The sequence below is a fragment of the Rhodothermus profundi genome (genome assembly GCF_900142415.1).
Taxonomy (GTDB): domain Bacteria; phylum Bacteroidota; class Rhodothermia; order Rhodothermales; family Rhodothermaceae; genus Rhodothermus; species Rhodothermus profundi.
The window spans coordinates 162,215-184,256 of record NZ_FRAU01000007.1; the positions used below are offsets into that span (position 1 = coordinate 162,215).

20 protein-coding genes and 3 tRNA genes are annotated in these 22,042 nt (G+C 57.0%); 16 read left to right on the forward strand and 7 right to left on the reverse strand.

Going from position 1 to position 22,042, the window contains the following annotated elements:
- Positions 1 to 19: 19 nt before the first annotated feature.
- Positions 20 to 1,315 (forward strand): glucose-6-phosphate isomerase, encoded by a 1,296-nt coding sequence (locus tag BUA15_RS10950; protein ID WP_072716032.1) that lies wholly within the window; start codon positions 20 to 22, stop codon positions 1,313 to 1,315.
- Positions 1,316 to 1,807: 492 nt separating this feature from the next.
- Complete coding sequence (locus BUA15_RS10955) at positions 1,808 to 2,647, forward strand: universal stress protein (protein ID WP_072716033.1); 840 nt, start codon at positions 1,808 to 1,810, stop codon at positions 2,645 to 2,647.
- Here BUA15_RS10955 and BUA15_RS10960 read toward each other — a convergent pair.
- Positions 2,641 to 5,028 (reverse strand): DNA internalization-related competence protein ComEC/Rec2, encoded by a 2,388-nt coding sequence (locus BUA15_RS10960; protein WP_072716034.1) that lies wholly within the window; start codon positions 5,026 to 5,028, stop codon positions 2,641 to 2,643. The genes BUA15_RS10955 and BUA15_RS10960 overlap by 7 nt on opposite strands.
- A 161-nt stretch (positions 5,029 to 5,189) precedes the next feature.
- On the opposite strand from BUA15_RS10960, the gene nusB reads away from it, so the two are divergent.
- The 4 genes from nusB to BUA15_RS10980 all read left to right on the forward strand — a co-directional run bounded on the left by nusB (position 5,190) and on the right by BUA15_RS10980 (position 10,338).
- On the forward strand, positions 5,190 to 5,687 hold the full coding sequence (gene nusB, locus BUA15_RS10965) for a transcription antitermination factor NusB (RefSeq protein ID WP_072716035.1): 498 nt from the start codon (positions 5,190 to 5,192) through the stop codon (positions 5,685 to 5,687).
- Positions 5,688 to 5,693: 6 nt separating this feature from the next.
- A complete protein-coding gene (locus BUA15_RS10970) occupies positions 5,694 to 6,350 on the forward strand; it encodes a metallophosphoesterase family protein (protein ID WP_072716036.1) in 657 nt (218 codons plus the stop codon).
- Positions 6,351 to 6,684: 334 nt separating this feature from the next.
- Positions 6,685 to 7,659: a PD40 domain-containing protein gene (locus tag BUA15_RS10975; protein WP_178139414.1), complete on the forward strand. Its 975-nt coding sequence runs from the start codon at positions 6,685 to 6,687 to the stop codon at positions 7,657 to 7,659.
- A gap of 123 nt (positions 7,660 to 7,782) precedes the next feature.
- The gene (locus tag BUA15_RS10980; protein WP_072716038.1) at positions 7,783 to 10,338 is read left to right on the forward strand and encodes a T9SS type A sorting domain-containing protein; all 2,556 of its coding nucleotides are present in this window, start codon (positions 7,783 to 7,785) and stop codon (positions 10,336 to 10,338) included.
- A 237-nt stretch (positions 10,339 to 10,575) separates the two neighbouring features.
- Here the strand turns inward: BUA15_RS10980 and BUA15_RS10985 are convergent, their stop codons facing one another.
- Complete coding sequence (locus BUA15_RS10985; RefSeq protein WP_072716039.1) at positions 10,576 to 11,082, reverse strand: hypothetical protein; 507 nt, start codon at positions 11,080 to 11,082, stop codon at positions 10,576 to 10,578.
- 112 nt (positions 11,083 to 11,194) lie between these two features.
- On the opposite strand from BUA15_RS10985, the gene ychF reads away from it, so the two are divergent.
- Positions 11,195 to 12,295: a redox-regulated ATPase YchF gene (gene ychF / locus BUA15_RS10990; protein WP_072716040.1), complete on the forward strand. Its 1,101-nt coding sequence runs from the start codon at positions 11,195 to 11,197 to the stop codon at positions 12,293 to 12,295.
- Here ychF and BUA15_RS10995 read toward each other — a convergent pair.
- Positions 12,285 to 12,998 carry a hypothetical protein gene (locus tag BUA15_RS10995; RefSeq protein WP_072716041.1) on the reverse strand — a complete coding sequence of 238 codons (714 nt, stop codon included), beginning with the start codon at positions 12,996 to 12,998 and terminating at the stop codon, positions 12,285 to 12,287. The two genes, ychF and BUA15_RS10995, sit on opposite strands and share 11 nt — an antisense overlap.
- Positions 12,999 to 13,204: 206 nt before the next feature.
- On the opposite strand from BUA15_RS10995, the gene BUA15_RS11000 reads away from it, so the two are divergent.
- The 7 genes from BUA15_RS11000 (at position 13,205) to BUA15_RS11030 (ending at position 16,374) form a co-directional block, all read left to right on the forward strand.
- The gene (locus tag BUA15_RS11000; RefSeq protein WP_072716042.1) at positions 13,205 to 14,041 is read left to right on the forward strand and encodes a hypothetical protein; all 837 of its coding nucleotides are present in this window, start codon (positions 13,205 to 13,207) and stop codon (positions 14,039 to 14,041) included.
- A 4-nt stretch (positions 14,042 to 14,045) separates the two neighbouring features.
- Positions 14,046 to 15,302, forward strand: a complete 1,257-nt coding sequence (locus BUA15_RS11005; protein WP_072716043.1) for an ABC transporter permease — start codon at positions 14,046 to 14,048, stop codon at positions 15,300 to 15,302.
- A gap of 217 nt (positions 15,303 to 15,519) precedes the next feature.
- A complete protein-coding gene (gene rpmB, locus BUA15_RS11010; RefSeq protein ID WP_072716057.1) occupies positions 15,520 to 15,756 on the forward strand; it encodes a 50S ribosomal protein L28 in 237 nt (78 codons plus the stop codon).
- A gap of 16 nt (positions 15,757 to 15,772) precedes the next feature.
- Positions 15,773 to 15,946, forward strand: coding sequence for a 50S ribosomal protein L33 (rpmG, locus tag BUA15_RS11015; RefSeq protein ID WP_012842541.1), 174 nt, complete (start codon positions 15,773 to 15,775; stop codon positions 15,944 to 15,946).
- A 3-nt stretch (positions 15,947 to 15,949) separates the two neighbouring features.
- On the forward strand, positions 15,950 to 16,114 hold the full coding sequence (locus BUA15_RS13660) for a DUF4295 family protein (RefSeq protein ID WP_072716044.1): 165 nt from the start codon (positions 15,950 to 15,952) through the stop codon (positions 16,112 to 16,114).
- A gap of 97 nt (positions 16,115 to 16,211) precedes the next feature.
- Positions 16,212 to 16,289: transfer RNA gene (locus BUA15_RS11025), tRNA-Pro, on the forward strand.
- An 11-nt stretch (positions 16,290 to 16,300) separates the two neighbouring features.
- Positions 16,301 to 16,374, forward strand: a tRNA-Arg gene (locus BUA15_RS11030).
- Positions 16,375 to 16,403: 29 nt separating this feature from the next.
- Here the strand turns inward: BUA15_RS11030 and BUA15_RS11035 are convergent.
- Entirely contained in the window at positions 16,404 to 17,183 is a 780-nt protein-coding gene (locus tag BUA15_RS11035; RefSeq protein WP_072716045.1) for a slipin family protein, read from the reverse strand.
- A 21-nt stretch (positions 17,184 to 17,204) separates the two neighbouring features.
- Positions 17,205 to 18,515, reverse strand: a complete 1,311-nt coding sequence (locus BUA15_RS11040; protein WP_072716046.1) for an NfeD family protein — start codon at positions 18,513 to 18,515, stop codon at positions 17,205 to 17,207.
- A gap of 209 nt (positions 18,516 to 18,724) precedes the next feature.
- On the opposite strand from BUA15_RS11040, the gene BUA15_RS11045 reads away from it, so the two are divergent.
- Positions 18,725 to 18,795 (forward strand) — tRNA-Cys (locus BUA15_RS11045).
- Positions 18,796 to 18,841: 46 nt separating this feature from the next.
- On the opposite strand, the gene dnaB is transcribed toward BUA15_RS11045, so the two are convergent.
- Entirely contained in the window at positions 18,842 to 20,392 is a 1,551-nt protein-coding gene (gene dnaB / locus BUA15_RS11050; protein ID WP_072716047.1) for a replicative DNA helicase, read from the reverse strand.
- Positions 20,393 to 20,407: 15 nt separating this feature from the next.
- Positions 20,408 to 21,202: a uracil-DNA glycosylase gene (locus tag BUA15_RS11055; RefSeq protein ID WP_245772019.1), complete on the reverse strand. Its 795-nt coding sequence runs from the start codon at positions 21,200 to 21,202 to the stop codon at positions 20,408 to 20,410.
- Positions 21,203 to 21,528: 326 nt separating this feature from the next.
- Between BUA15_RS11055 and BUA15_RS13760 the strand changes: the two genes are divergently transcribed.
- Positions 21,529 to 22,042 (forward strand): hypothetical protein (locus BUA15_RS13760; RefSeq protein WP_178139415.1); only part of this gene is annotated, 514 nt, incomplete at its 3' end.

Genomic DNA, 22,042 nt, shown 5'->3' on the forward strand with positions numbered 1-22,042 from the left:
AGGCCACCCCCTGCACCCCATGATCCGCTACGATTTCTCCCCTGCACTCTCTTTTCTTGAAGCGCACGATTTGGACGCACTCCGCCCCCGGGTAGAAGCAGCCCACCGAATGCTGCTGGAACGCACCGGCCCGGGCAGCGAAATGCTTGGCTGGCGAGATCTGCTGCGAGAACCAGACGATGCTCTCCTGGAAGATATTGACGCCACAGCTTCCGAGATTCGAGAGCAGGCAGACGTTTTCTTATGTCTGGGAATCGGTGGCTCTTACCTGGGAGCACAAGCCGTCATTGAAGCGCTGGCCCCTCTGTTCCGTCCGCCTGTCGATACCGAAACTGGCCGTCCCCTCGCTCCAGAAGTGCTGTTTGCGGGCCATCACCTGAGCGGCGGCTACTTGAAAGCGTTGCTGGCCTATTTAGAAGACAAGTCGGTATACGTTAACGTCATTTCCAAGAGTGGGACCACACTGGAGACTATGCTGACCTTCCGCATACTGCGGCCCTGGCTGGAAGCGCGCTTCCCGGATGTTGCTCGCCGCATAATCGTTACGACCGATCCAGCCCGCGGACGCCTGCGTGAGATGGCAAGCATCTGCGGCTACCGGCGCTATGCCATCCCCCCTGATGTCGGAGGCCGCTTCTCGGTGCTGACACCGGTCGGCTTGCTGCCTATCGCAGTAGCAGGCGTCGACATCCGCACGCTTTTCTATGGCGCGGTCGAAATGTGCGAGCGTCTGAAAAACCATCAAGACAATCCAGCCCTCGACTATGCTGCCCTGCGTTATCTCTTCCATGAACGCGGCTACGCGTTGGAACTACTGGCGGTCTTTGAACCACGCCTACGTGGCATTGGCGCCTGGTGGCAACAACTCTTTGGTGAAAGTGAAGGCAAGGCAGGCAAAGGACTCTATCCCGATACGGTCCAGTACACAACCGATCTGCACTCCCTGGGACAGTACGTACAAGAAGGCCGTCGACACCTGATCGAAACATTTCTCATGGTAGCGCGCGAACCCGAACCGCTAACCATTCCGGACACAGGCGACGATCTGGACGGCCTGGCCTACCTGAGTGGACGCTCCCTGCAAACCGTCAATCATAACGCCTACGAAGGAACACGCCGGGCTCATACCGATGGGGGTATTCCGGTCTCAACAATATGGATGGATCGATTGGCGCCGGGCCCACTTGGCGCCTGCCTTTACTTCTTCATGCATGCCGTAGCGGTCAGCGGCTATCTGCTTGGCGTCAACCCCTTCGACCAGCCGGGTGTAGAGGCTTACAAGCGGGAAATGTACCGTTTACTGAGAAAAATCTGATTTTTTCTCCTCCTTGTGGATTGCCTGTGGATTACGGGGGATAACCCGGGGGATATTTCGAGGAAAAAATCCACGCTGTGAATGCTCGTGGATAACCCGGTCGCTTCTCCCCAGCTTTCCCCCTGTCTTCCACATTGTGGATAGTTGTGGACAACCAGTAGCTGAACTCTAATCATTATCTGTGGATTGGTGTGGAAACGTGAATAGAGGCCCGCTAACCAGCCGCTCTTTCAGCGTAAATGATGCTTTTGCGACCTGCTCCCTGTGCATAACCCGGTGGAATACCCTGGCTCTTTATCCACATCGACCACTTTTGCTGTGCAAAACGACGAAATCCACATTTCCACAGCCTTCTACTAACCAGAACGACGACCTTTTTTAAACAAACCTGTTGTGGATGATTTGTCCACCAGCGGCCAGGTCCGTTTGTGCAGCATCAGGAAAACTCGTACCTTTAGCTTCACAACCGGAACCCAAGTTGTTCAGGTACCCATGATTCGGCGCATTCTCGTAGCTCTTGACCCGGACACAGATACCCGCACTGCTGTTCAGTATGCCGCGGAGCTAGCTCGCCAGCACAACGCCAGTGTCACCGGTCTGGCTGTTGTAGATACCGGCCACATCGAAGCCAGCGCTCGTGGCGGTGGTATTGGAAGCATGTACTATGCCGAAAAGCTGCGCGAGCAAATGACGGAAGAGGCGCGTGCCGTAGCGCGCCGGCTGATTGAGGAGTTTGATGATATGGCCGAAAAAGAAGGGCTGCGCCACCGGAATACGGTAGCTGAGGGCGTCCCCTTTCGACGTATCCTTGAAGATATGAAAGTGCATGATCTGCTCGTAGTAGGCAAAGAGCCACACTTCTTCTACAGCCATCCAGAGGAAAAAACCAAAACACTTGTGCGCGTTGTCCGAGAAAGTGTTGGGCCCGCCTTCATTGTAGGAGCCGAATATCGGCCCATTTCGCGCGTGCTGATCGCTTATGATGGAAGCGATACCGCAGCGCGTACGATGCAGCGTTTTGCTCAGCTTAGACCTTTTGGGACGGACGTAGGCGTCGAAGTGCTTACCGTCTATGACGGAGAGGACGCCGAGGCCCGACTGATGCTTTCGCTGGTGCAGGAATATCTGCAGGAGCATGGATTTCGAGTAACCACGACGGCGCGAAAAGGGAATAGTCCCGAAGAGGCTATTGTGCAGTTTGCTCAGGAAATCCAGGCGGATCTGATCGTAGCCGGTGCCTACGCAACAACTGGCCTGAAAAAGCTACTATTTGGATCATCCACATCGGCGCTCATTGAGAAAACGATCGTACCGCTATTTCTATATCACTGACGCGATGCGTGCCAGGTAACCGGCCAGATCCGGTATCCATCGCTTCGGAGCCACAGGGCGCCCGACTGACTGGTGAGCCAGAGTTGGGCACCCTGCTGCTCCCATCGCTTTCGAACCAGGCCGCTGACGCCTCGCCAGCCGCTGCTAATTACAGCCCAGGCAGAGCGGTCAGGCGCGGCCACAAGGCGTACCAGCTCAGGAATACTGCTGGTTTGCGAGCCGTGATGAGCAACTTTGACTACGTCGCTCTGAAGCAATGTGCCGTAGGCCTGGACAAGCTGGTGTTCCAGCTTGCGTTCGGCATCGCCCAGAAATAGCCAGCGCGTCTGGCCAAAGACCATCCGGAGCACGACGGAGCGTTCGTTGTCGGAGTCGTTATCTGAACCCGGAGCAGGGGCCAGTACCTGTAGCGACAGGGTCGGGTCCAGATCAATCGTATCGCCAGCCTGAAGAGATTGGTGCGGAAGCCGCAGGCTATCAAGCAGATGCGTAATTTCTCGCGAAAGCGCAGAAGAATCGGTGGTGCCGCTGTCCAGCACGCGACCTACTTTAAGCTGACGTAACAGCAGCGGAAGACCTCCAGCATGGTCGGCATCCGGATGCGTAAGCACAATAGCGTCGAGTCGATGGATTCCGTATCGCCGAAGGAAAGGCAAAATGCTCCAGCGCGCTGCTACGTCTTGTGCGTAGCGGCCCCCTGTGTCGATCAGCAGGTGTCGGCCGCCAGGCGTTCGAATTAATATGGCGTCGCCATGTCCTACGTCGAAGAAGAGAACGTCCAGGTAAGAGGAGTTCGGAATAAGCCAGAGACCGGCCGTTAGACATCCGAGCAGTGTTAGACCAGACCAGCGGCGCAGGCGTGCAGAGGTGCTCAGGAGACCTAGCAGGGCAAGTGGGAGTGCAAGAAGCCACCACGGGGGATCAGGCAGGCGCCATACAACAGGCGGAAGCACACGAACTCCCAGATTACCAAGTTGCAGCAATAAGGAGGCGCACAGAGAAGCCGCATGGCCAAAGAGATGGGCCAGCGTTGCGCTTACTGGAGCGCTCAGCACGGTAAGCAGACCGGCTGCTAGCGCACCGGCTGCCAGCGGAATGCCGGGAAAGTTTAATAACAGACCGGCCAGCGATACATATCCAAAGTGGTAGAGCATAAAAGGAGCAGTGGCCAGCGTAGCAATCAACGTAACCAGCGCTGTCCCGACCAGATAGCGTGAGATTGGCCGTCGAAAGAAAAGCGGCAGACGCGCTTGCAGCGGAGCCCAGCCCAGCAGCAGTCCGGCCACGGCAGCGAAAGAAAGTTGGAAGCCTGGTTCAAAAAGCTGCATCGGATCCTGCAACAGTAGCAGCAAGGCTGCAGCTCCCAGCGCATTCAGGGAATGCGGGGGAGCCTGGCAGAGCGTAGCGCCGAGAAGAAGTCCGGTCATCACAAGAGCGCGAACGGCAGAGGGAGGCATGCCAGCCAGCAGTACGTAGCCACTTAAGACAAGCAGCGTGAGAAGCGTGCGTGTCCATTCCATGGCCCGCCATCCCAATCCTATGCGGAGGAGTAAGGACCGAAGGAGGCCATGGAGTACCAGGCCGACCAGCATTACGTGTAAGCCCGAAATGGCCAGTAGGTGAGCCAGTCCGGCGCGACCCAGCCGGTCACGCACTTCCGGTGAGAGACCAGAACGATCCCCTAGCAGCAGTGCCTGCACTACGGGTCGGGCCTCCGGTAGAGGGATATGCTGCTTTAATACCTGGGCGATGGTGGTGCGGAATTGGGCAAGGCGTGCAGCGTAGCATTGGTCAGAGGCCAGCACCTGTACGAGCCGGGCATCGTCGATCGTAAGCCGAGCCCCAATGCCCTGCCGCCGCCACTGAGCGGTTCGATCGGGCAGTCCGGGATTGCGAGGGGCACGTAGCGGCTCAAGGCGGCCTCCCAGTAGGACGCGATGACCACATGCGGGTGCAGGAAAGCTATCGGCCACCAGGCGCACGTCCAGCAAGAAGCGGGCAGCTAGCGTATCTGAGCCAATAAGCACCTGTCGCGTGCGCACAAGAAAGCGTTGACCGTACGAAGTAGACGTCGGTGTTTGTTGTACGTCGCCCAGGACAATTGCTAGTGTGTCAAGTGGAATAGAAGGCGCAACGGGTAGCTGGAGTTGATAGCGGGCAGCTCCGGTGAATACTACACTCAGCAGCAGAGGAACAAGCCACAGTAAATTTGAACATTGCTTTTTTTGAGCCATCAACAGTGCTCCAGAGGCCAATGTTATAAGAGCACCTGCGGCTACCAACCATCCGGTAGCGGGTACGTGCTGGGAATCGGCCAGTAGAATACCGGCAATCAGGGCCAGTGCTGTCCAGAAAAGCGGAGCTGTTGATAGGGACGCCATGAGAGCAGGAGCGTTTGCTGAATGGCAAGACACCGAAACCTGTGAAAATGTAACCGAGAACAAACATGCAGTGAATCCCGGCGGAGCGCAGAACCTTCTGGCCCCTTGCGAATTGGACCAGCGCCAGTAACGCAAAGCGAAAGTCCTTTGATACCTGGACGATGCACAGCCGAAGGGAAGTACGGGAACGGGTGCTGCAAGCACTGTATGCCTATGAAGTAGGGCATAATACGGCTGAGCACGTGATAGAGACCGTGCTGCGGCCTGTATTGAAGGATGATCGGGAAGCGCTTCGCTTCGCTACCCAGCTTTTTCTGCGAACGCTGAACTGTAGCGAAGAGGCTGATCGTCTGATTGCTGATCATGTAAAAAACTGGGATCTGACGCGCATTGCTTTAATCGACCGGCTCTTGCTGCGCATGGCCATCTGTGAGTTGCTTGCTTTTGAAGATATTCCTCCCAAGGTGTCAATCAATGAGGCGATAGAAGTGGCCAAGAAGTACAGTACAGAGAAGAGCGGTCAATTTATTAACGGAGTGCTTGACGCGGTGGTGCTGGACCTGCAACGGCAGGGACGATTAAAAAAATCAGGGCGTGGGCTGATCGGTATGGAGACGCTGCTGCAACGCCTGGCCGAACAGCAATCGTCGAAGTCATAGCCCATCATGGCACTGATTGCCATTGGCGACATTCATGGTTGCGCCCGTACGCTGGACGCCTTGCTTGACCGCCTGGCGCCTACGCGCGATGATCAGCTCATCTTTATCGGAGACTATGTCGACCGGGGGCCTAACGCTCGAGGTGTCATTGAACGTCTTCTGCAGCTTCGGGAGGAAATCCCCTGCATCTTCCTCCGAGGGAATCATGAAGCCCTGATGCTCAACTACCTTGACCATGGAGAAGCTGACCTCTGGTTTATCAATGGGGGGCTGACTACGCTCAATAGCTACCGGGAGGACGGCATCCATATTCCAGAAGCTCATGAAATATTCATTCGTGAAACGCTTCTCTACTACGAGACGCCGGACTTCTTTTTTGTCCACGGGGGGCTAAAACCCCACCTGTCTATCGCCGAAAATCTGCGTCGCTTTGCCCATACTGAACTGTTCCTCTGGGAACGAGAACATCTGAACGCTCCCCGCTTTGCCTGGGAAAAAACGGTAGTGTGCGGACACACGCCTGTTCCTGAACCGATCAACCGAGATAAGCTGATTGCGATTGACACGGGCTGCGTCTATCCGCATCCAGGCCTGGGACGCCTGACGGCCGTTCGACTTCCAGAACGCACGTTCATTTCGATTCCCCGTCAGGACCTGATCTGATTGCGGCCCGGGGCAGCGACCAGAACAACCGTGCTCGGATTTTGTAAAGGGATTCGCTGAAGCTACGATGTGGGGCAGCATGTTCGAAGCATCGACGGCACGATTCGGATCTTGGAGGTGAATATTCTGCCAATATCCGGCTTTCGTTCGTCTATTCTTGACATCCGCTAAGAATTCATTTATTAATTCAACGGTTGGCTGTTCAGGCAACGAAGCTTGAAGCGAGCCCATCATTACCTGTTGCTGTTCGTCGGTGACGTTCGTTTCGGGCGAGATGCTGTGTCGAATAACAGATTGCGCTTTTTGGTGTGCTGGTTGGTGGACGTTGGTGGGCGTGGTGCTGGGAGTGCTGAGTTGCCGAAGCCCTTCGGAGCCTCCGCCTCCTGCGCTCAACCCGAATATTGTCAAGGTGGGCGAGTATTATCGCATGGGTGTCTGGCCGCAACCGCACCTTCTTTATGCCACCCCGCCGCTGGATCGGGTTTTGCTTGATGCGCAGCTAAACGCCTTGCGCGACACCACGCTGATTCCCAACGGCACTCCGGCTCCGATTTTTATTGAGGCGAGCGATGATGGAGGCAAGCTTTTGTACGTAGAAACGCCGCTGTATCCTCGGCCGGGTTACTGGGGGCCGCTGTACGAGCTGGAGGTAGCGACGGGGCAGCGGCGGTTGTTGCGTGACAGCACCTGGGCGGTTTCCAGTGCCCGGTATCTGCCGGGTTCTGATCGTTGGGTGGTGTTTTACAGTTATGGTCGTTTGCCCTGGAACCCGAGTGGTCCGGTGGCGGGCTACTACGTGCTGGATTTGCAGACGCTGAAGGATTCACTGCTGTTTGCGTACGTGTCGCCGGCGGGTCCGAAGGAGATTTTCAACGGCTTTGACATCAGTCCCGACGGTCAAACCCTCCTGATTCCGCTGAACCACTATCCCATTGGCTACCCGCGTGCTCCTCAGATCATAGCGTTTGATCTTCAGACGGGTCGGGCCGATACGCTTTCGTGGCGTTTTAGTTACGATTTTCTCTGGTTGCGATTCAGTCCTGACGGTCGTCAGCTTCTTTACGGGACCTATCCGTTTGGTGTGTTTGACTACACGAGTGCGGGTTGGACGGAGATAGGCGTGATAGATATGCGGACGGGGGAGCGGCGGGTGCTGGAGACGACGACGTACTTTGCGTGTGCGTCGATGGATTTGTTTCCCCGGTGGAGTCCGGATGGTCGGCATATAGTCTACAGCAGCGCCCCCGTCCTCTGCCCCGAAGGAGCTATTGGGTATTATTCCCTCTACATTCTCAAAAACGTTAACTGAGATGCAGGGTGCGAGTGCTCCTCCTTGAACATGTGCCGAGTTGAAGGCGGTGCTCATTTCGAAGAACAAAAGGATTCGTTCTGAAGGCTTCTATTCCGTTCACCGTCAAAACCCTCTCTGGCCATGAAGACGATCACGATGCTCTTCGCACTGTGTGGCGCGCTGGTTTATTCCGCGCTTGCACAAAAGCAGGAGGCAATCACTTCGGGCTTGCCCAAGCTCAAGCCAGCCGTGGAGGTCACCGACCTGCGCATTCTGGGCACACCCACGAAAGGCGCCACGGTAACGCTCCAGGTTCGTTTTCGAAGCCATGTGAAAGGCTCGGGTATCATCATGCTCCGGTATCCTGGGCATCTGGCTCCGCCCGGCCGTCGACCGGAAGAAAAATTCCGCACGCAGCCGCTTTCCCTGGAAGCCGGTAGAACCTATGTGCGGACGTATCCGCTGCGGGTCGAGAGCGCCGGGGCCGCCATGGTAGAGGTGATCATTCAAGCTGAAGATCCACCGGAAGGCTATAACGCCAGCGCCTCCGCCCACCTGGAGGTATTCAGCGGGACCGATACCTATCAGATTTTCGCTCCGGGCGACACCCTACGAAAACGGGTTTGGGCGACGAAAGGCATGGCCCGAAAAAGCACACCGCAGACCCAGGCTTACTACACCGTTTCAGTGAATGGAACGGTAAAATTCTGGGACCAGCACGAAGTTCCACTCCGATCAGAAGGTCTTTTTGGCAACAAAGTGGAGCTCTGGTTCCGCAACAGCAGCAATCCGTACATGCTCTATCATCCGGTGCTGGGAGAATACGAGCATGTTCACTATGATATTATCGAAGAAGACGGTCAGTATCACTTCAATTTCAGCTTCAGTGGCGACCTCAGCGGTTATGATGAGCTGCTGATTCTGGTCAGTACCTCCAACCAGGCGGCCTCGCTGTATGTAACGCAGGGCGCCTGGATCGTTGACGCCGGCAACGGTATCGAAGTATTCTTTGGCCCGTCTCAGGGCGTGGTATATGACATCAGCAACATGGGGACCAGCATTTCCATTTCGAATGCCGATATCGAAGTAAACTCACAGGATGGTGCGATTCTTCGTAATATGATGTTGGCACGTAACTTCTTGGAATCTTTTTACAACAATAATATCCCTTTTGAGTTACCTGTCGTCCGGGTTTATAAGAAAGATATAGAAGCTGCCGGACAATTCTGTCATAATAATTCTCCACACATAGAAATAGATCCTTATGCAACAGAGATCACCACAACTACCCACGAATACGGCCATTATGTTATGTACCGTATGTGGAATACAGATTGTGACTTTAATAATGCATCAAGACAACTTGTAGAAGGTTGGGCTATATTTTTCTCATTTGTTGTACGAAACTATGTAAATAAAATGTATGGTGATAATCTGATAAGTTACGATGATAATACTGAAGAATCATCTTTTAGAATAGGAATTAAAGATGGGTATATTTATAGATATAGAGGAATTCGCTATGCGGATTATGGAAAACCTGATATTGCCGCCTTTGCCTGTTATCTGTGGAATCTGTACGACAGTTATAATGGGAGTATTTTTGAAGCAGATCTTTATGATCCCGGCGACAATGATGACGTGAGCGGCTATGCATTGCGTGTTTTCGAAGTAATGCGTATGGGGAAGCCTACTTCTGTAAGTAGCTATCATTTACAGTTCAAGCAAAGTCTACCTTATAGCCTTCAGAATTCTGTACAGCAAGTCTTTGATTTTATGATGGACAATCTTGTCAGCATACCGGGCACACCGATGTATTCAGCTCAGGTCCGCAATGTGACCATTCAGAAAAACGGAACCCAGCTTCAACTTGCCTGGCAACCTCAGAGCTATCCTCCCGGACGGTTCTATGGGAATTACGAAAGCGGCTATCGGATCTATGAAAAGGACGGAAGCACCTGGACCCTGCTGGCAACAGTAAGCGCAGGCACTACCCGTTACAGTTTTACCGACAGCAGCCCGGCCAGCCAATACAAGATTACCGCCTACAATGCGGCCGGTGAGTCGTCGAATCCACCTGTTATACCGGGGGTACTTACCGTCTCCCTTACAGGACCGTCCATACTTGGCTACAAGGAAAGAGGATCTTGGACGGCTACAGCTTCGGGCGGAACGGGTGATACGTATCGTTTTCGCTGGTACAAACGCAACTTTGGAAGCAGTGACTGGGGCTGGCCCGTACGTGACGTGACGCTGACGACCCACACCGATACCTATTCAACGACCATGCTGAGCACCTCCTTTGAATTGAAAGTAGAAGTTACCCGGGGGCTGGAAACGGCGGCGGCTACGCAGGTTGTGTTCTACAGTGGAGGATTCTGCCAGCCCGGTCGCCCCTGTGAACCGGTTGCTTTGATGGACGAGTCCTTGCCTGAGACGTATGCCCTGGCGGCTCCTTATCCCAATCCGGCGCGCAACTGGACAACGATTCGCTTTGCGTTGCCGGAAGCCGCCCATGTTCGGCTGGTGGTCTACGATGCGCTGGGACGGGAAGTCGTACGCCTGGCCGACAGCTGGTATGAGCCGGGCTACTATACGGCGCGGCTTGAGGCCTCGGCGCTACCTGCCGGCCTGTATGTCTGCCGGATCGTAGCCGGGCCTTTCACGCAGAGCTATCCCCTGGTGCTGATCAGATAACCCCCGGGATCACGCGGGGCTAACGAGCTGGTCAGCTCGGGCCGGGCGGTGTCTTAGGAAGGCACTGCCCGGCTTTTCTATCTGACCGTATTCTGGCTTCGCTGAAAAATGCTGCAATTTTTTGCAGGGTAGGGTAGTACCGCTAGGGCCGGCCGGTCTGCTTCGGTCCTTCCGAGATCGAGCTTGAACGTGCCTTTCACCAGAGCGCGTCGCTTTCAAAGAGCGGGCTGTATGGGCTTAAAAAGTAATCCACAGCCCTGCCCGGAAGAACGGCCGGTGCAGTCCGACTTCGCCGAAGAAGAAATGGCGGGTGCCCAAGGCCGACGCAAACCGAAAGAAAGGCTCCAGAAACAGTCCGAACTGCTGATTTTTCTGCGCGCGCGTTTTGCCCTGCATGAGCAGCAAGCCGGGACCTAAGCGCATGCCTACGTCAAGGTCGTAGAGAATCGGGGCATTGCCTAGCGTGCGCAGCAGACCGGTAATGCGAAAAGCCGAACCAAAGGCCATGGAGAGCTGCGCATTGCCTTCCCCTCCGGCAAAAGAAGGGGCCACGTCCAGGTATAAAATGCTTTCCACTGTGTAGATGCTGCGAGGCGAGACGTAGCCAAGCTGCACGCCCAGGCCCGGGACTGCAGCAATGCCTGCCTGCAGCACGCGGCCATGATCGGGCGCAACGGGCTGCGCCCTCACCACGTCGAAAAGCACCAGCAGGGAGAGGATCAGGGTTGCGCGAAGGCCGTGCATGATGGTTCGAGATGGGTTGCGGAACAATTCGGACGTTGCCCGATTTGGGCCGGCTGGCTTTTACCTGCAAATAGCCGCGAAAGTTGTACCACCTTGAAACGAAAAGGATACAATGCCGCTGCGTTGTGGAATTGTCGGGCTCCCAAATGTCGGAAAGTCGACCCTTTTTAATGCGCTCAGTCAGGCCGGGGCAGAATCGGCCAACTATCCGTTCTGTACCATTGAGCCCAATGTAGGCGTGGTGCCCGTTCCGGACGAACGCCTGGCGCGTCTGGCTGAACTGGCAGGCTCCGCCAAGGTAACGCCAGCAACCATTGAGTTCGTAGACATTGCCGGACTGGTAGCCGGGGCCTCCAGAGGAGAGGGACTGGGCAATCAGTTCCTGGCGCATATCCGCGAAGTAGATGCTATCCTGCATGTAGTGCGGTGTTTTGAGGATCCCAACATCGTGCACGTAAGTGGCTCTGTCGATCCGGCCCGCGACATTGAGATCATCCAGACTGAGCTGCTGTTGAAAGATCTGGAGACGGTAGAACGCCGCCTTGAGCGCACCGCCCGGGCTGCTAAAAGCGGCGATAAAAAACTGCGTGAAGAGCTGGCCTTCTACGAACGTCTGCGCGGTCACTTAAGCAACGGACTTCCTGCGCGGCTGTTCGCGCTCCGTGATTCAGAAACCACCTGGCTGCGCTCGCTTTTCTTGCTCACCGTAAAGCCAGTGCTGTACGTGGCCAATGTCGCAGAGGCCGACCTGCCCGACGGCGAAGGCAATCCGCATGTGGCCACGGTTCGGGAAATTGCCAGGCGAGAAGAAAGTGCGGTGGTGGTGATCTGCGCCGAGCTGGAGGCCCAACTGGCGGAACTGGACGAGGCAGAACGGCAAGCTTTCCTGAACGAGCTGGGGCTAAAACAATCGGGACTGGAGCGGCTGGTGCGGGCAGCCTACGAACTGCTGGGGTTGATCACCTTCTTCACGGTCGGTCCCAGAGAGACGCGCGCCTGGACGATTCGACGCGGCACGCGAGCGCAGCAAGCCGCCGGCCTTATCCACAGTGACTTCGAGCGCGGCTTTATCCGGGCCGAAACGATCTCGTACGAGGACTATGTCCGCTATGGCTCGGAAGCAGCCGCGCGAGAAGCCGGGGCCATGCGCTCAGAAGGACGCGATTATGTTGTGCAGGACGGGGATGTGATCCTGTTTCGCTTCAACGTCTGAGCCCATAAAGGCGGCCAAACGTCAGGCTGATTACAGGCGTGCCAAAGAATCGCCGAGGAGTTGCCTGACCCTCCAGTAACTGAATGGGGCGCGGGAAGTAGTGAAGGGCATAGCCGAACCGTAATCCCTGGGTAGTCTGCAGGCTTCGGCCAAAGTAGGCGCCCAGCACAATCATACCCCCCACGCCGGTGCGAAGATGCCCTTTAGGAAGAGCCTGAAATACATCATAGATACGCTCGCCTATTTCCGGGTCGTATCGATTATTACCATTTTGATCCCGAAAGTATGGGTACACCCAGCCAAACGTAGGACCTATTGAAAACTGCAGATAGGGGCGAAAATTATCAGCAATCTGCTCGCGCCAGAGACGCCGCTGCAGACCAAATTGAACCGGAATGAGCAGCAGGTAATTGGCCTTGTTCTGAATGTAACTGGCTCCTGTGAGCGCATTATAAAACTTCTGCTCTCGCTCATCCTTGCCTGAACCAAGGCTGAAGTCAAACAGCAGCATTAGATCGCGACCTACAGCCCGATGGTAGTAGCCGCCCAGCCCAAAGCCACTATTCGTGAGGAGAATCTGCAAGCCAGCACCTGTGCCATAAGGATCCACCCTGCTGCTGTCCGCGGGCAATTGGGCCTGTCCGGTCCAGACCGGAACCAGCAGGACCAGCCAACACGTCCACCCTGCCCGTACGCAGCGCATGGCCTCCAGCGCGGCTATCCTAAAGTCGCAAAAGCTGATGGTCGCCCTGAACGCAGAAGGTATTGATTCGCTTACAAAGACTGTCAGGTGCGCAATACATGAGGTATGTTTTATAAAACAGTTAGTTTCTTAAAGGATGAAGTCACGGTGGAAAAAAGACAGAGGGAGGTGCACTGTCTTTCCTGTAGATAAAGAACTACAGTGTCATGCGGTTGGGATATGGACTGATCCTGGGTTTGCTGGTAAGCCTGACAGCTTGCCGGCCGCGCCAGTCAGCGTCTCCCGAAACGTCCCCGGTTGTGCTTCCGGTGCATACCCGAGCCGATTCGCTGGCGCTACGCGTCTATCAAGCCTATGGCGGACCAGAAGTCTGGCAGGCGCTGCCCTATATCCGGTTTGACTATGCCGTGGCACACGACGGGCCCCGCCGCCTGCTGGCGCATCATCTCTGGCACCGCCCCAGCGGACGCTATCGGTTGGAATGGGTTCGGGAAAACGATTCGCTCTATGTGGCTCTGTTCAACGTGCGTACGCGTCGCGGGCAGGTATACCATAATGGACGACCGCTGGCAGAGCCCGCCAATCGGCGACTGCTGGAAGAGGCCTACCGGCGTTTTGTCCATGATACCTTCTGGTTGTTATTGCCGGTGCAGCTCTTTGAGCCGGGCGTGCAGCGTTTCTATGAGGCCGACTCGGCTACCGCCGCCTACGAGGTGCTGCGTCTGGAGCTGACGCGCGCCGAGTGGCTGCCGGCGCGGCGTTACTGGGTGTATGTAGATCGGCAGGAGGCGCTGGTGGTACAACTGGCCTATTTCGTCCCGGGCAGTTCCGAAGCTCTGCCCGCCCGATACCGATGGGAAGGACACCAGACGTGGGAAACTCCTTTCGGTCCAGTGCGTCTGGCAACGCGCAAGATATTTCTCTATGCGCCATTGATTCTCTTTACTGACAATCTGGCTTTCCCGGCCACGTTGCCGGAGGCGCTGTTTTTGGATCCTCTGCCCCGTCTGGGCCAACCCCTAACCTCAGTCGCAGCGCGCTAACGATATGGACATTCGCCTACTACTGGCTCGCCGCTATCTGATGGCGCGGCATCAGGTAACGCTGATTGCCGTCATCACTGGCATTTCGGTGTTAGGCGTGGCGGTGGGCGTAGCAGCCTTGATTGTGGTCCTTTCCGTGATGAATGGGTTCTACCGCGTGGTGCGCGATCTGCTGGTGTCGGTGGATCCCCATGTCCGTATCGTTAGCGTAACCCCCGGCGGAATAACAGTTAATGATTCGCTGGAGCAGCTTTTGCGACGCCTGCCGCATGTGACGGAGGTGACCGCCTATGTGGAGGGGAAGGCGCTCCTGCTGTATGAAGGTGAAGGAGAGGTAAATAAGGTCGTAGTGGTTCGGGGCGTTGAGCCAGAGGCGCTGAGGGCTATGGGAGCGACGCAGGTTTTTGGCAGCGTGGATTTGCGGCGGCGTGAGGGGCGGCCAGGGATTCTCGTAGGTATGCCGCTGGCTCGTCGGCTGGGGTTGTTGCCTGCAAGCCAGACCGAGCCGGCCAGTCCGGTCGGTCTGCTTTCGGCACCTGCCCTTGAGCAATTGCTGACGCAGCCACTGGCACCGCCCCCTCTGGTCCGGTTTGAAGTGCGCGGGCTGTATCAACTGACTTCTGGCTACGATGAAAGCCATGTGTTTGTCGCGCTTGAAGAAGCGCAGCGCCTGTTTCGCATGGATCATCGGGTCGATGGGATTGCGCTGCGGCTGGACGATGTCTCCCGGGCCGACGCTATTAAAGCCTATCTGCAACAACAGCTTGATACTACCCGCTATCGGGTGCAGACCTGGTATGACCTTCAACGAGGACTTTACGACGTCATGCGCCTGGAAAAATGGGGCGCTTCGTTGATTCTGGCGTTGATTGTGGTGGTGGCTGCGTTTAGCATCGTAGGGGCTCTTACTATGGTCGTGATCGAAAAGCGAAGAGATATTGGCGTGTTGCAGGCCATGGGCCTTTCTCGAAAGCAAGTGCGCCAGGTATTTCTACTGGCTGGACTGCTGATCGGTGTAGCTGGCGCTGGCCTGGGACTCCTACTGGGCGTGGGACTGGCGCTATTGCAGCAGCACTTTCAACTGGTTCCGCTGCCCGGAGCCGAAGCCTTTCTGATTCACGCCTATCCAGTCGCCATTGAAATCGTAGATCTGATAGGCATTACGCTGGCGGCTCTTGTGCTCTGCGTACTGGCTGCCCTCTATCCGGCCGCTCGTGCAGCCGCTATTGAACCGGCTCAGGCAGTTCAGTTGGATGTTTGAACGCCAACGAGGTAGCAGGGCCCAGTCGTTTCAAGCTTTCCTCCTCCGAGTGGTGGCACAGGCTTTTCGGACGGCCGACCCCATGCTGCGATGTATTTTTGCGAAACCTTTGCGGAAGCCTGGGCTTAGAAGGGAAGCATTCGTGGACGGGATAGATTGCGCTCTCGGAGCGCTTTTTGCTAAATTAGCAGTCCTTAACATTCCGCAGCCTGGAATTATGGCACGTAGAGATCAATTGACGGGGAAAGGGCCGGTATCGGGGCATAACGTCTCGCACGCCAATAATAAGACGAAACGGCGTTTTCTTCCCAATCTGCAGAAGAAGCGGTTTTATATTCCCGAAGAGAAACGCTGGATTACGCTCCGCGTCTCGGCAAAGACCATAAAGACCATTAACAAGAAGGGGTTGAAAGCCGTACTGGATGAGGCGCGTCGCCAGGGGATTAAGATCTAAACCATAAGAGCAAACCATGGCGAAAAAAGGAAAAGAAGCCCGGGTGCAGGTCATACTGGAGTGTACGGAAGCGCCGGGCACATCGCGCTACGTCACCACTAAAAACCGGCGCAATACACCGGGCCGGCTGGAATTGAGAAAGTACAATCCGGTTTTGCGTCGCCACACACTCCATCGGGAGGTAAAGTAAGCCATGCCAAAGATTAGCAAGAATCAGCGGACAGACCGGGGCAAGAACCGCCAGCAGGTCAAAATGGCCAAAGTTATCGTGGCCGAACGAAAGCCGAACGGCCAGTTTCGGTTTCGCGAGCGCATCGTTCCGGTTGATGAGGTGAAACAGATCGCTCAGGCTAAATAGGATGGCAGGTCTGGGCGGAATTCTGAATCAGTTTTTCAGCTATGCGCCTCGGGGAATCCACCCGGGGCGCTTCGGTGTTACATGCGGTGAGCAAATTCGGGGCGTAGCGCAGCCCGGTTAGCGCGTCTGCTTTGGGAGCAGAAGGTCGCCGGTTCAAATCCGGCCGCCCCGACCAAGGGTAGTAAAGCCCCGGTAGCTCAACCGGACAGAGCAGCGGCCTTCTAAGCCGCCGGTTGCAGGTTCGAGTCCTGCCCGGGGCGCGGGCCCGGCATTCTTCCGGGCTTTTCTTTTAAGCGGAGCCCGTCTTTTCCTGCGATTTGCCCTGCTGGGGCGCCAGCAAGGGCCGTACCAGCTCTAGCGGAATGGGAAAGACAATGGTGGTATTGTTCTCTGAGCCCACTTCCACCAGCGTCTGCAAAAAACGCATCTGCATGGCCATGGGATGGGCTTCCAGCATAGCAGCTGCCTGGGCGAGCTGCTCGGCTGCCTGCAACTCGCCCTGCGCATGAATCACTTTGGCCCGGCGCTCCCGCTCGCTTTCTGCCTGCTTGGCCATGGCCCGCTTCATATGCTCGGGCAGGTCCACGTGCTTAATTTCCACTAGGGAAACTTTAATTCCCCAGGGATCCGACTGCTGGTCAATGACTTCCTGCAGTCGGCGGTTGATCTTCTCCCGTTCGGCCAGCAGTTCATCCAGTTCTACCTGGCCCACAATGCTTCGCAGAGAGGTCTGGGAGAGTTGCGTGGTGGCGTAGCGATAATCCTCTACCTCCAGCACGGCCTTCATGGGATCGACCACGCGGAAATACACCACAGCGTTTACGCGCACCGATACATTGTCCCGCGTAATCACATCCTGCTCGGGGACGTCGTGCACAAACGTGCGCAGGCTGACGCGCACCATGCGGTCAATGGGCCAGAACACCAGCACTATGCCCGGACCCTTGGGTTCGGGCAGCGCTCGGCCCATCCGAAAGATGACACCCCGCTGGTATTCATAGAGAATCCGAATACAACTGATGAAGTACAGAACAATCAACCCGATGACAATACCCGTCGAAGAAAGCATGGCCGCACCATCGCTTGGTTTTTAGGGGGAAGAAGCAACGGGAGTAACCCACAGGCAAAGTCCTTTCCGCTCCTCAACGCGGACAGTCTGACCCGCCCGCACCGGCTCCGAACTGCACGCCTGCCACCACTCGCCGTGGATGAACACATAGCCTCGGAAGTGGTCGCCCTCAGGGGCAAAGTCCTCACGGACTATAGCCTGGCGTCCAATCAGCGTCTCATCCCCCACGCGGGCTGGCCGGCGTTGAATTCGGAGCGCATGGCCCAGCAGAAACAGGGCAATCAAAGCAGTGGCTAAGGCAACGGGAACGACCAGCGCGGCCGAAACCCGCGGAAATCCCATAGGACTCTCGACGAGCATTAGCCCTCCTAAAATCAGGCATACGACGCCTCCTACTGTCAGCAGACCAAAACTGGGTACAAAGGCCTCGGCGACCAGCATGCCCAGTCCCAGCACCAGTAAGGCAAGCCCGACATAGTTGACCGGTAAAATGGAAAGCCCGTAAAAGCCCAGCATTAAAAAGATAGCCCCCAGCGTTCCTGGAATGCCCCAGCCCGGGGTGTACAGCTCAAACAGCAATCCATAGAAGCCCAGCATCAGCAGCAGAAAGGCGATGTTCGGATTGGACAGCGCCGCAAGGATGCGCTCGCCCCACCAGCGTTCAACGGTGCGTACCGTAGCGTCGGCGGTTTGTAGAATCGTGGTCTGGCCATCCAGGATCACTTTTTGTCCGTCGAGCAGAATCAGGAGCGAGTCGCGCGAAGGCGCCAGGAAATCGACGACGTTCCGTGCGACCGCTTCCCGAGCGGTCAGCGTCTGACTCTCTGAGACGGCCCGAGCAGCCCAGTCGGCGTTGCGTCCGCGATATTGCGCCAGCGCCCGCGCCCAGGCCACCGCATCGTTCAGGATCTTTTCAGACATCGGATCGACGCGGGCCGTGTCGGGTAGCGTAGCCGGACCTCCTCCGAGCTGCACGGGATGGGCTGCTCCGATGTGCGTACCAGGGGCCATCGCCGCCACATGCGCGGCCAATGTGATGAAGACCCCTGCCGACGCCGCTCGCGCACCTGGCGGGGATACATAGACCACTATAGGAATGGGACTGCGCAAAAACAATTGCACAATGTCTCGCGTGGCGTCAACAAGCCCGCCCGGCGTGTCCATTTCTATAACCAGACAGGCTGCTCCCTGGTCTACGGCTTCGCGCAAGCCGCGTCGGATAAACCGGACGGTTGCTGGCGTAATCGGTTCATCTTCCAGCACCAGCCAGTAGACTTCCGGTGCAGCGGTCTGCACCGGTGCTACCATGAGCCAGACCAGTAGGGGCCACATCGCAAGTGGATACCAGTTAACCTAAAGTTAATATAAGCGCATTCACACGGGAATCTGCGTACATTCCTCAAAACCCGGGGTTGAAGGACAGGGGTTGCTGGATATTTCCCCTGAGCGTTTGCCGGGTGAAACCCATTGGCAAAATCCTCGTTAGGGGAGCGGCCGGAAGGATCCGGTGCCCCGGTTCTGTCGTAAGACGAGACGTCAACGGTGACGTGGCCGAGTGGTTAGGCAGGGGCCTGCAAAGCCCCGTACGGCGGTTCGAATCCGCCCGTCACCTCTGCAATAGCCCCGGTGCAAAGTGACCGGGGCTTTTTTTGTGCTGTTCAAAAAGGCGCTTCGTCCGAAGGGCCAGAAGGCAGTACAATGTCGTCTGAAACGTCTGGCAACGGGTTAGGCTCTGGCTGGTAGAGCGTCAGGTTTTCAAAGCGAGCGTATTGGTTGATAAAGGCCAGGCGCACCGTGCCGGTCGGGCCGTTACGCTGCTTGCCGATGATGATCTCGGCAATGCCCTCCGTGGAGTTGCCGTTCTCGTCTACCGTGATGCCGTAGCGCTCAGGACGATAGATAAAAATCACCACGTCCGCATCCTGCTCGATACTTCCGCTTTCACGCAGATCGGAGAGCTGGGGGCGCTTGTCGCCTCCGCGCGTTTCGACAGCACGGCTGAGCTGGGAAAGGGCAACAACCGGCACGTTCAGCTCTTTGGCCAGCGCCTTGAGGGAACGGGAGATCTGGGCAATTTCCTGCTCGCGGTTGGCATTGCGGGGCATGTGCGAGGCCTGCATGAGCTGCAGATAGTCCACGATCACCAGCCCGATGTTGTGCTCGGCCTTCAGGCGACGGCATTTGGCGCGGAGTTCGAGCACGCTGAGCGCCGGGGTGTCGTCGATGAAGATCGGGGCATCTGAGAGGCGACCGGCGGCGCGGGCCAGTTGCCGCCAGTCTTCGTCGCGCAGCCGACCGGTCCGAGCAGCCTGGGCATCGACCCGGGCTTCAGCGGTCAGGAGGCGCTGCGCTAACTGATCAGCACCCATCTCCAGGGAAAAAATGGCTACGCCGGTCCCGTAATGTGGATGCAAGGCGGCGTTGCGAGCGCAGCTCAGCGCGAAGGCGGTTTTGCCCATCGAGGGACGGGCCGCAATGATGATCAGGTCGCCTCGCTGCCAGCCGCCCGTCAACGCGTCCAGTTGATGAAAGCCACTGGGCACGCCGGTGATGCCGCCCGGACGACCATGGATGGCTTCCAGCCGCTCCAGCGTCTCTTTAATGATTTCATTCATCGACCGGGCCGCCTTGCGCAGGTGCACGTCCGAGAGCCGAAAGATCTCGGCCTCTACTTCGTCCAGCAGCTCAAAAGCATCGGCTCCCGGGTCGTAGGCCCGGCCGACCAGGAGCGTCATGGTTTCAATCATGCGGCGCAGCAGCGCCTTTTCCGCAATGATCCGGGCGTGGTATTCGACGTTGGCAGCGGAAGCTACTCGGGTCGTCAGTTCGCTCAGGTAAACAGTATCGCCCGCCTGTTCCAACTCACCGGTGCGCCGCAGCTCTTCGGTAACCGTCAGTAGATCGACGCCACGATTCTGCTCAAACAATCGAATAATGGCTCGGAAAATGCGCTGATGACGGCCGTCGTAAAATGCTTCGGGCGTCAGAATCTCGAGGGCGCGGGGGATCGCCTCTGGCTCGATAAGCATGGCCCCCAGCACGGCCTGCTCTAGCTCGACAGCCTGAGGGGGCACGCGACCGGCCTGCTGGTGCAGCGCGTGAATCTGGGCCCGCGAGCGGCGGCGCCCTCCCATCAGCTTTTCCAGAGGATAGGGCGGTGCTTCCTCTTCACCAATGCTCAGCCGGGGACGTTCCTCAAATTCGGCCATCGGTTTGCTGCATTTTCAGGACGTTGCCATACCCATCAGCCGGTCATAGTGGGCGCGCAACAACTGGAGATCTTCCCAGGCCAGCCGTTTCCACTGGGGATTGCGAAGCAAGGCGGCCGGATGATAGGTCACGACCACCGGCAGCCCATAAAAGTCGTGTACCTTCCCGCGAAGGGTGCGCAGGGAACTATTCCGGTTCAGCAGGGCATTACCGGCAATCCGGCCCACACACAGGAGGATGCGGGGACGCACCAACACGATCTGTTTGTACAAAATAGGCAGGTGGGTTTCGATTTCGTCTGGCTGAGGATCCCGGTTATAGGGGGGACGGCTCTTCAGCACATTGGTAATGTAGACGTCGGCTCGCTCAAAGCCAATAGCTTTAAGCATTTTGTTGAGCAACTGGCCAGCGGGCCCTACAAACGGTTCGCCCTGGCGATCTTCTTCGGCTCCGGGCGCTTCGCCGATCACCATGAGGTCTGCCTCCGGGTTGCCGACCCCAAAGACCGGATGGGTGCGTCGCGCGTCGATAGGAATCAGGATAGTCTGGGCTACATAACGGGCCACCTCGTCAAGCGTTCGCATGGCCCGAAGGGGTGAGTCGGGCGGGATCAACGCTTCGATGCGGGTATAGGGATCCGCCGGCGCGGATTCGGCCGATGGCTGTGGCCGCCCAAACAGATCTCGCGAGGCAGGCGTAGAGGTCGATGCGGACATGGCGGTCGGGATTTTCCAGAAACCCAGGGGACCCAGCAGCGCGCGCTCCTGCCGCAACGCTTCCCGGATGGCAAGTAACACCTCCTGCATCATACCCGGCACAACAGGGTCTCCGCGTCCAGAAAGCTACGGGGTTTTCTCGCCCCGCACAAGGGCAAACAGGATTTTCTCGGCGCAAAAGCAACCCGGACGCAACGCAAACCGCCTGCCCGTATTCAGCCCCAGAACCGAAAAAGACCTTCCCGAAAGCTCCCCCATAGTGCCGGAGGCGCATCCGTTCGAAGAGATAAACGCGGACCGACTTTTCGATCCTGAGAGCTATTTACAAAGACTTAACATTTGAACTCTTGCTCCAAAAAAAAAAAAAAAAAGTTATACGGTTCCTGCAGCACATTTCCCACACCAAACCGGTCTATGTCATGCAAGGGATGGCTCGTTTTGGATCCGGACGCCCTGTCGTTGCGATCGGGCTTTTCACGCTGCTGGTGGGCGAGGGCTGGACACCAACGCCGAACCAGGAGGCGGTGCTGGATCCTTCGCGTTTTCGCCGAGCGCTGGTCGAAGAGCAGGAACGCCTGGCGCGTTTCGTGGTGCGCTATGTGCGGCGCCAGGAAGCGTTTCGGGCGGGCAAGCGGCTGGATCGTCAGGAAGTGGGTCGGTTGCTGGAGGCGGCGCTGGCAGCTTATGAGCGGGCCTATGGGGTGAAGGGAGTGGTGGCGGGGTATCGTCGGGCGCAGTTGGTGTTGGGGGAGGCTCGGTCGGGGGATCGTCTGACGGCCTGGTGGGACAGTCTGGGGTTGGACGCGGAGCAGCAGGTGTGGATGGAGCGATTGTGGGAGGTGTTTCGGACGTCGCATACGGTGGCGGAGTTGGACGAGCGGCTGGGTCGGTATGAGGCGGCGGTGGTGGCGGCGTTGGGGGCGGAGCGTTCGG

Excerpts from the sequence above, each read along its gene's own strand:
- dnaB (WP_072716047.1), bottom strand. The coding sequence starts at position 20,392 with ATGGCCGAATTTGAGGAACGTCCCCGGCTGAGCATTGGTGAAGAGGAA.
- BUA15_RS11055 (WP_245772019.1), bottom strand. The coding sequence starts at position 21,202 with ATGATGCAGGAGGTGTTACTTGCCATCCGGGAAGCGTTGCGGCAGGAG.
- BUA15_RS10960 (WP_072716034.1), bottom strand. The coding sequence starts at position 5,028 with ATGGCGTCCCTATCAACAGCTCCGCTTTTCTGGACAGCACTGGCCCTG.
- BUA15_RS11000 (WP_072716042.1), top strand. The coding sequence starts at position 13,205 with ATGCGGTTGGGATATGGACTGATCCTGGGTTTGCTGGTAAGCCTGACA.
- BUA15_RS10995 (WP_072716041.1), bottom strand. The coding sequence starts at position 12,998 with ATGCGCTGCGTACGGGCAGGGTGGACGTGTTGGCTGGTCCTGCTGGTT.
- BUA15_RS10970 (WP_072716036.1), top strand. The coding sequence starts at position 5,694 with ATGGCACTGATTGCCATTGGCGACATTCATGGTTGCGCCCGTACGCTG.
- nusB (WP_072716035.1), top strand. The coding sequence starts at position 5,190 with ATGCACAGCCGAAGGGAAGTACGGGAACGGGTGCTGCAAGCACTGTAT.
- BUA15_RS13660 (WP_072716044.1), top strand. The coding sequence starts at position 15,950 with ATGCCAAAGATTAGCAAGAATCAGCGGACAGACCGGGGCAAGAACCGC.
- BUA15_RS10980 (WP_072716038.1), top strand. The coding sequence starts at position 7,783 with ATGAAGACGATCACGATGCTCTTCGCACTGTGTGGCGCGCTGGTTTAT.
- BUA15_RS11005 (WP_072716043.1), top strand. The coding sequence starts at position 14,046 with ATGGACATTCGCCTACTACTGGCTCGCCGCTATCTGATGGCGCGGCAT.
- BUA15_RS10950 (WP_072716032.1), top strand. The coding sequence starts at position 20 with ATGATCCGCTACGATTTCTCCCCTGCACTCTCTTTTCTTGAAGCGCAC.
- ychF (WP_072716040.1), top strand. The coding sequence starts at position 11,195 with ATGCCGCTGCGTTGTGGAATTGTCGGGCTCCCAAATGTCGGAAAGTCG.
- BUA15_RS10955 (WP_072716033.1), top strand. The coding sequence starts at position 1,808 with ATGATTCGGCGCATTCTCGTAGCTCTTGACCCGGACACAGATACCCGC.
- rpmB (WP_072716057.1), top strand. The coding sequence starts at position 15,520 with ATGGCACGTAGAGATCAATTGACGGGGAAAGGGCCGGTATCGGGGCAT.
- rpmG (WP_012842541.1), top strand. The coding sequence starts at position 15,773 with ATGGCGAAAAAAGGAAAAGAAGCCCGGGTGCAGGTCATACTGGAGTGT.
- BUA15_RS11035 (WP_072716045.1), bottom strand. The coding sequence starts at position 17,183 with ATGCTTTCTTCGACGGGTATTGTCATCGGGTTGATTGTTCTGTACTTC.
- BUA15_RS10985 (WP_072716039.1), bottom strand. The coding sequence starts at position 11,082 with ATGCACGGCCTTCGCGCAACCCTGATCCTCTCCCTGCTGGTGCTTTTC.
- BUA15_RS11040 (WP_072716046.1), bottom strand. The coding sequence starts at position 18,515 with ATGTGGCCCCTACTGGTCTGGCTCATGGTAGCACCGGTGCAGACCGCT.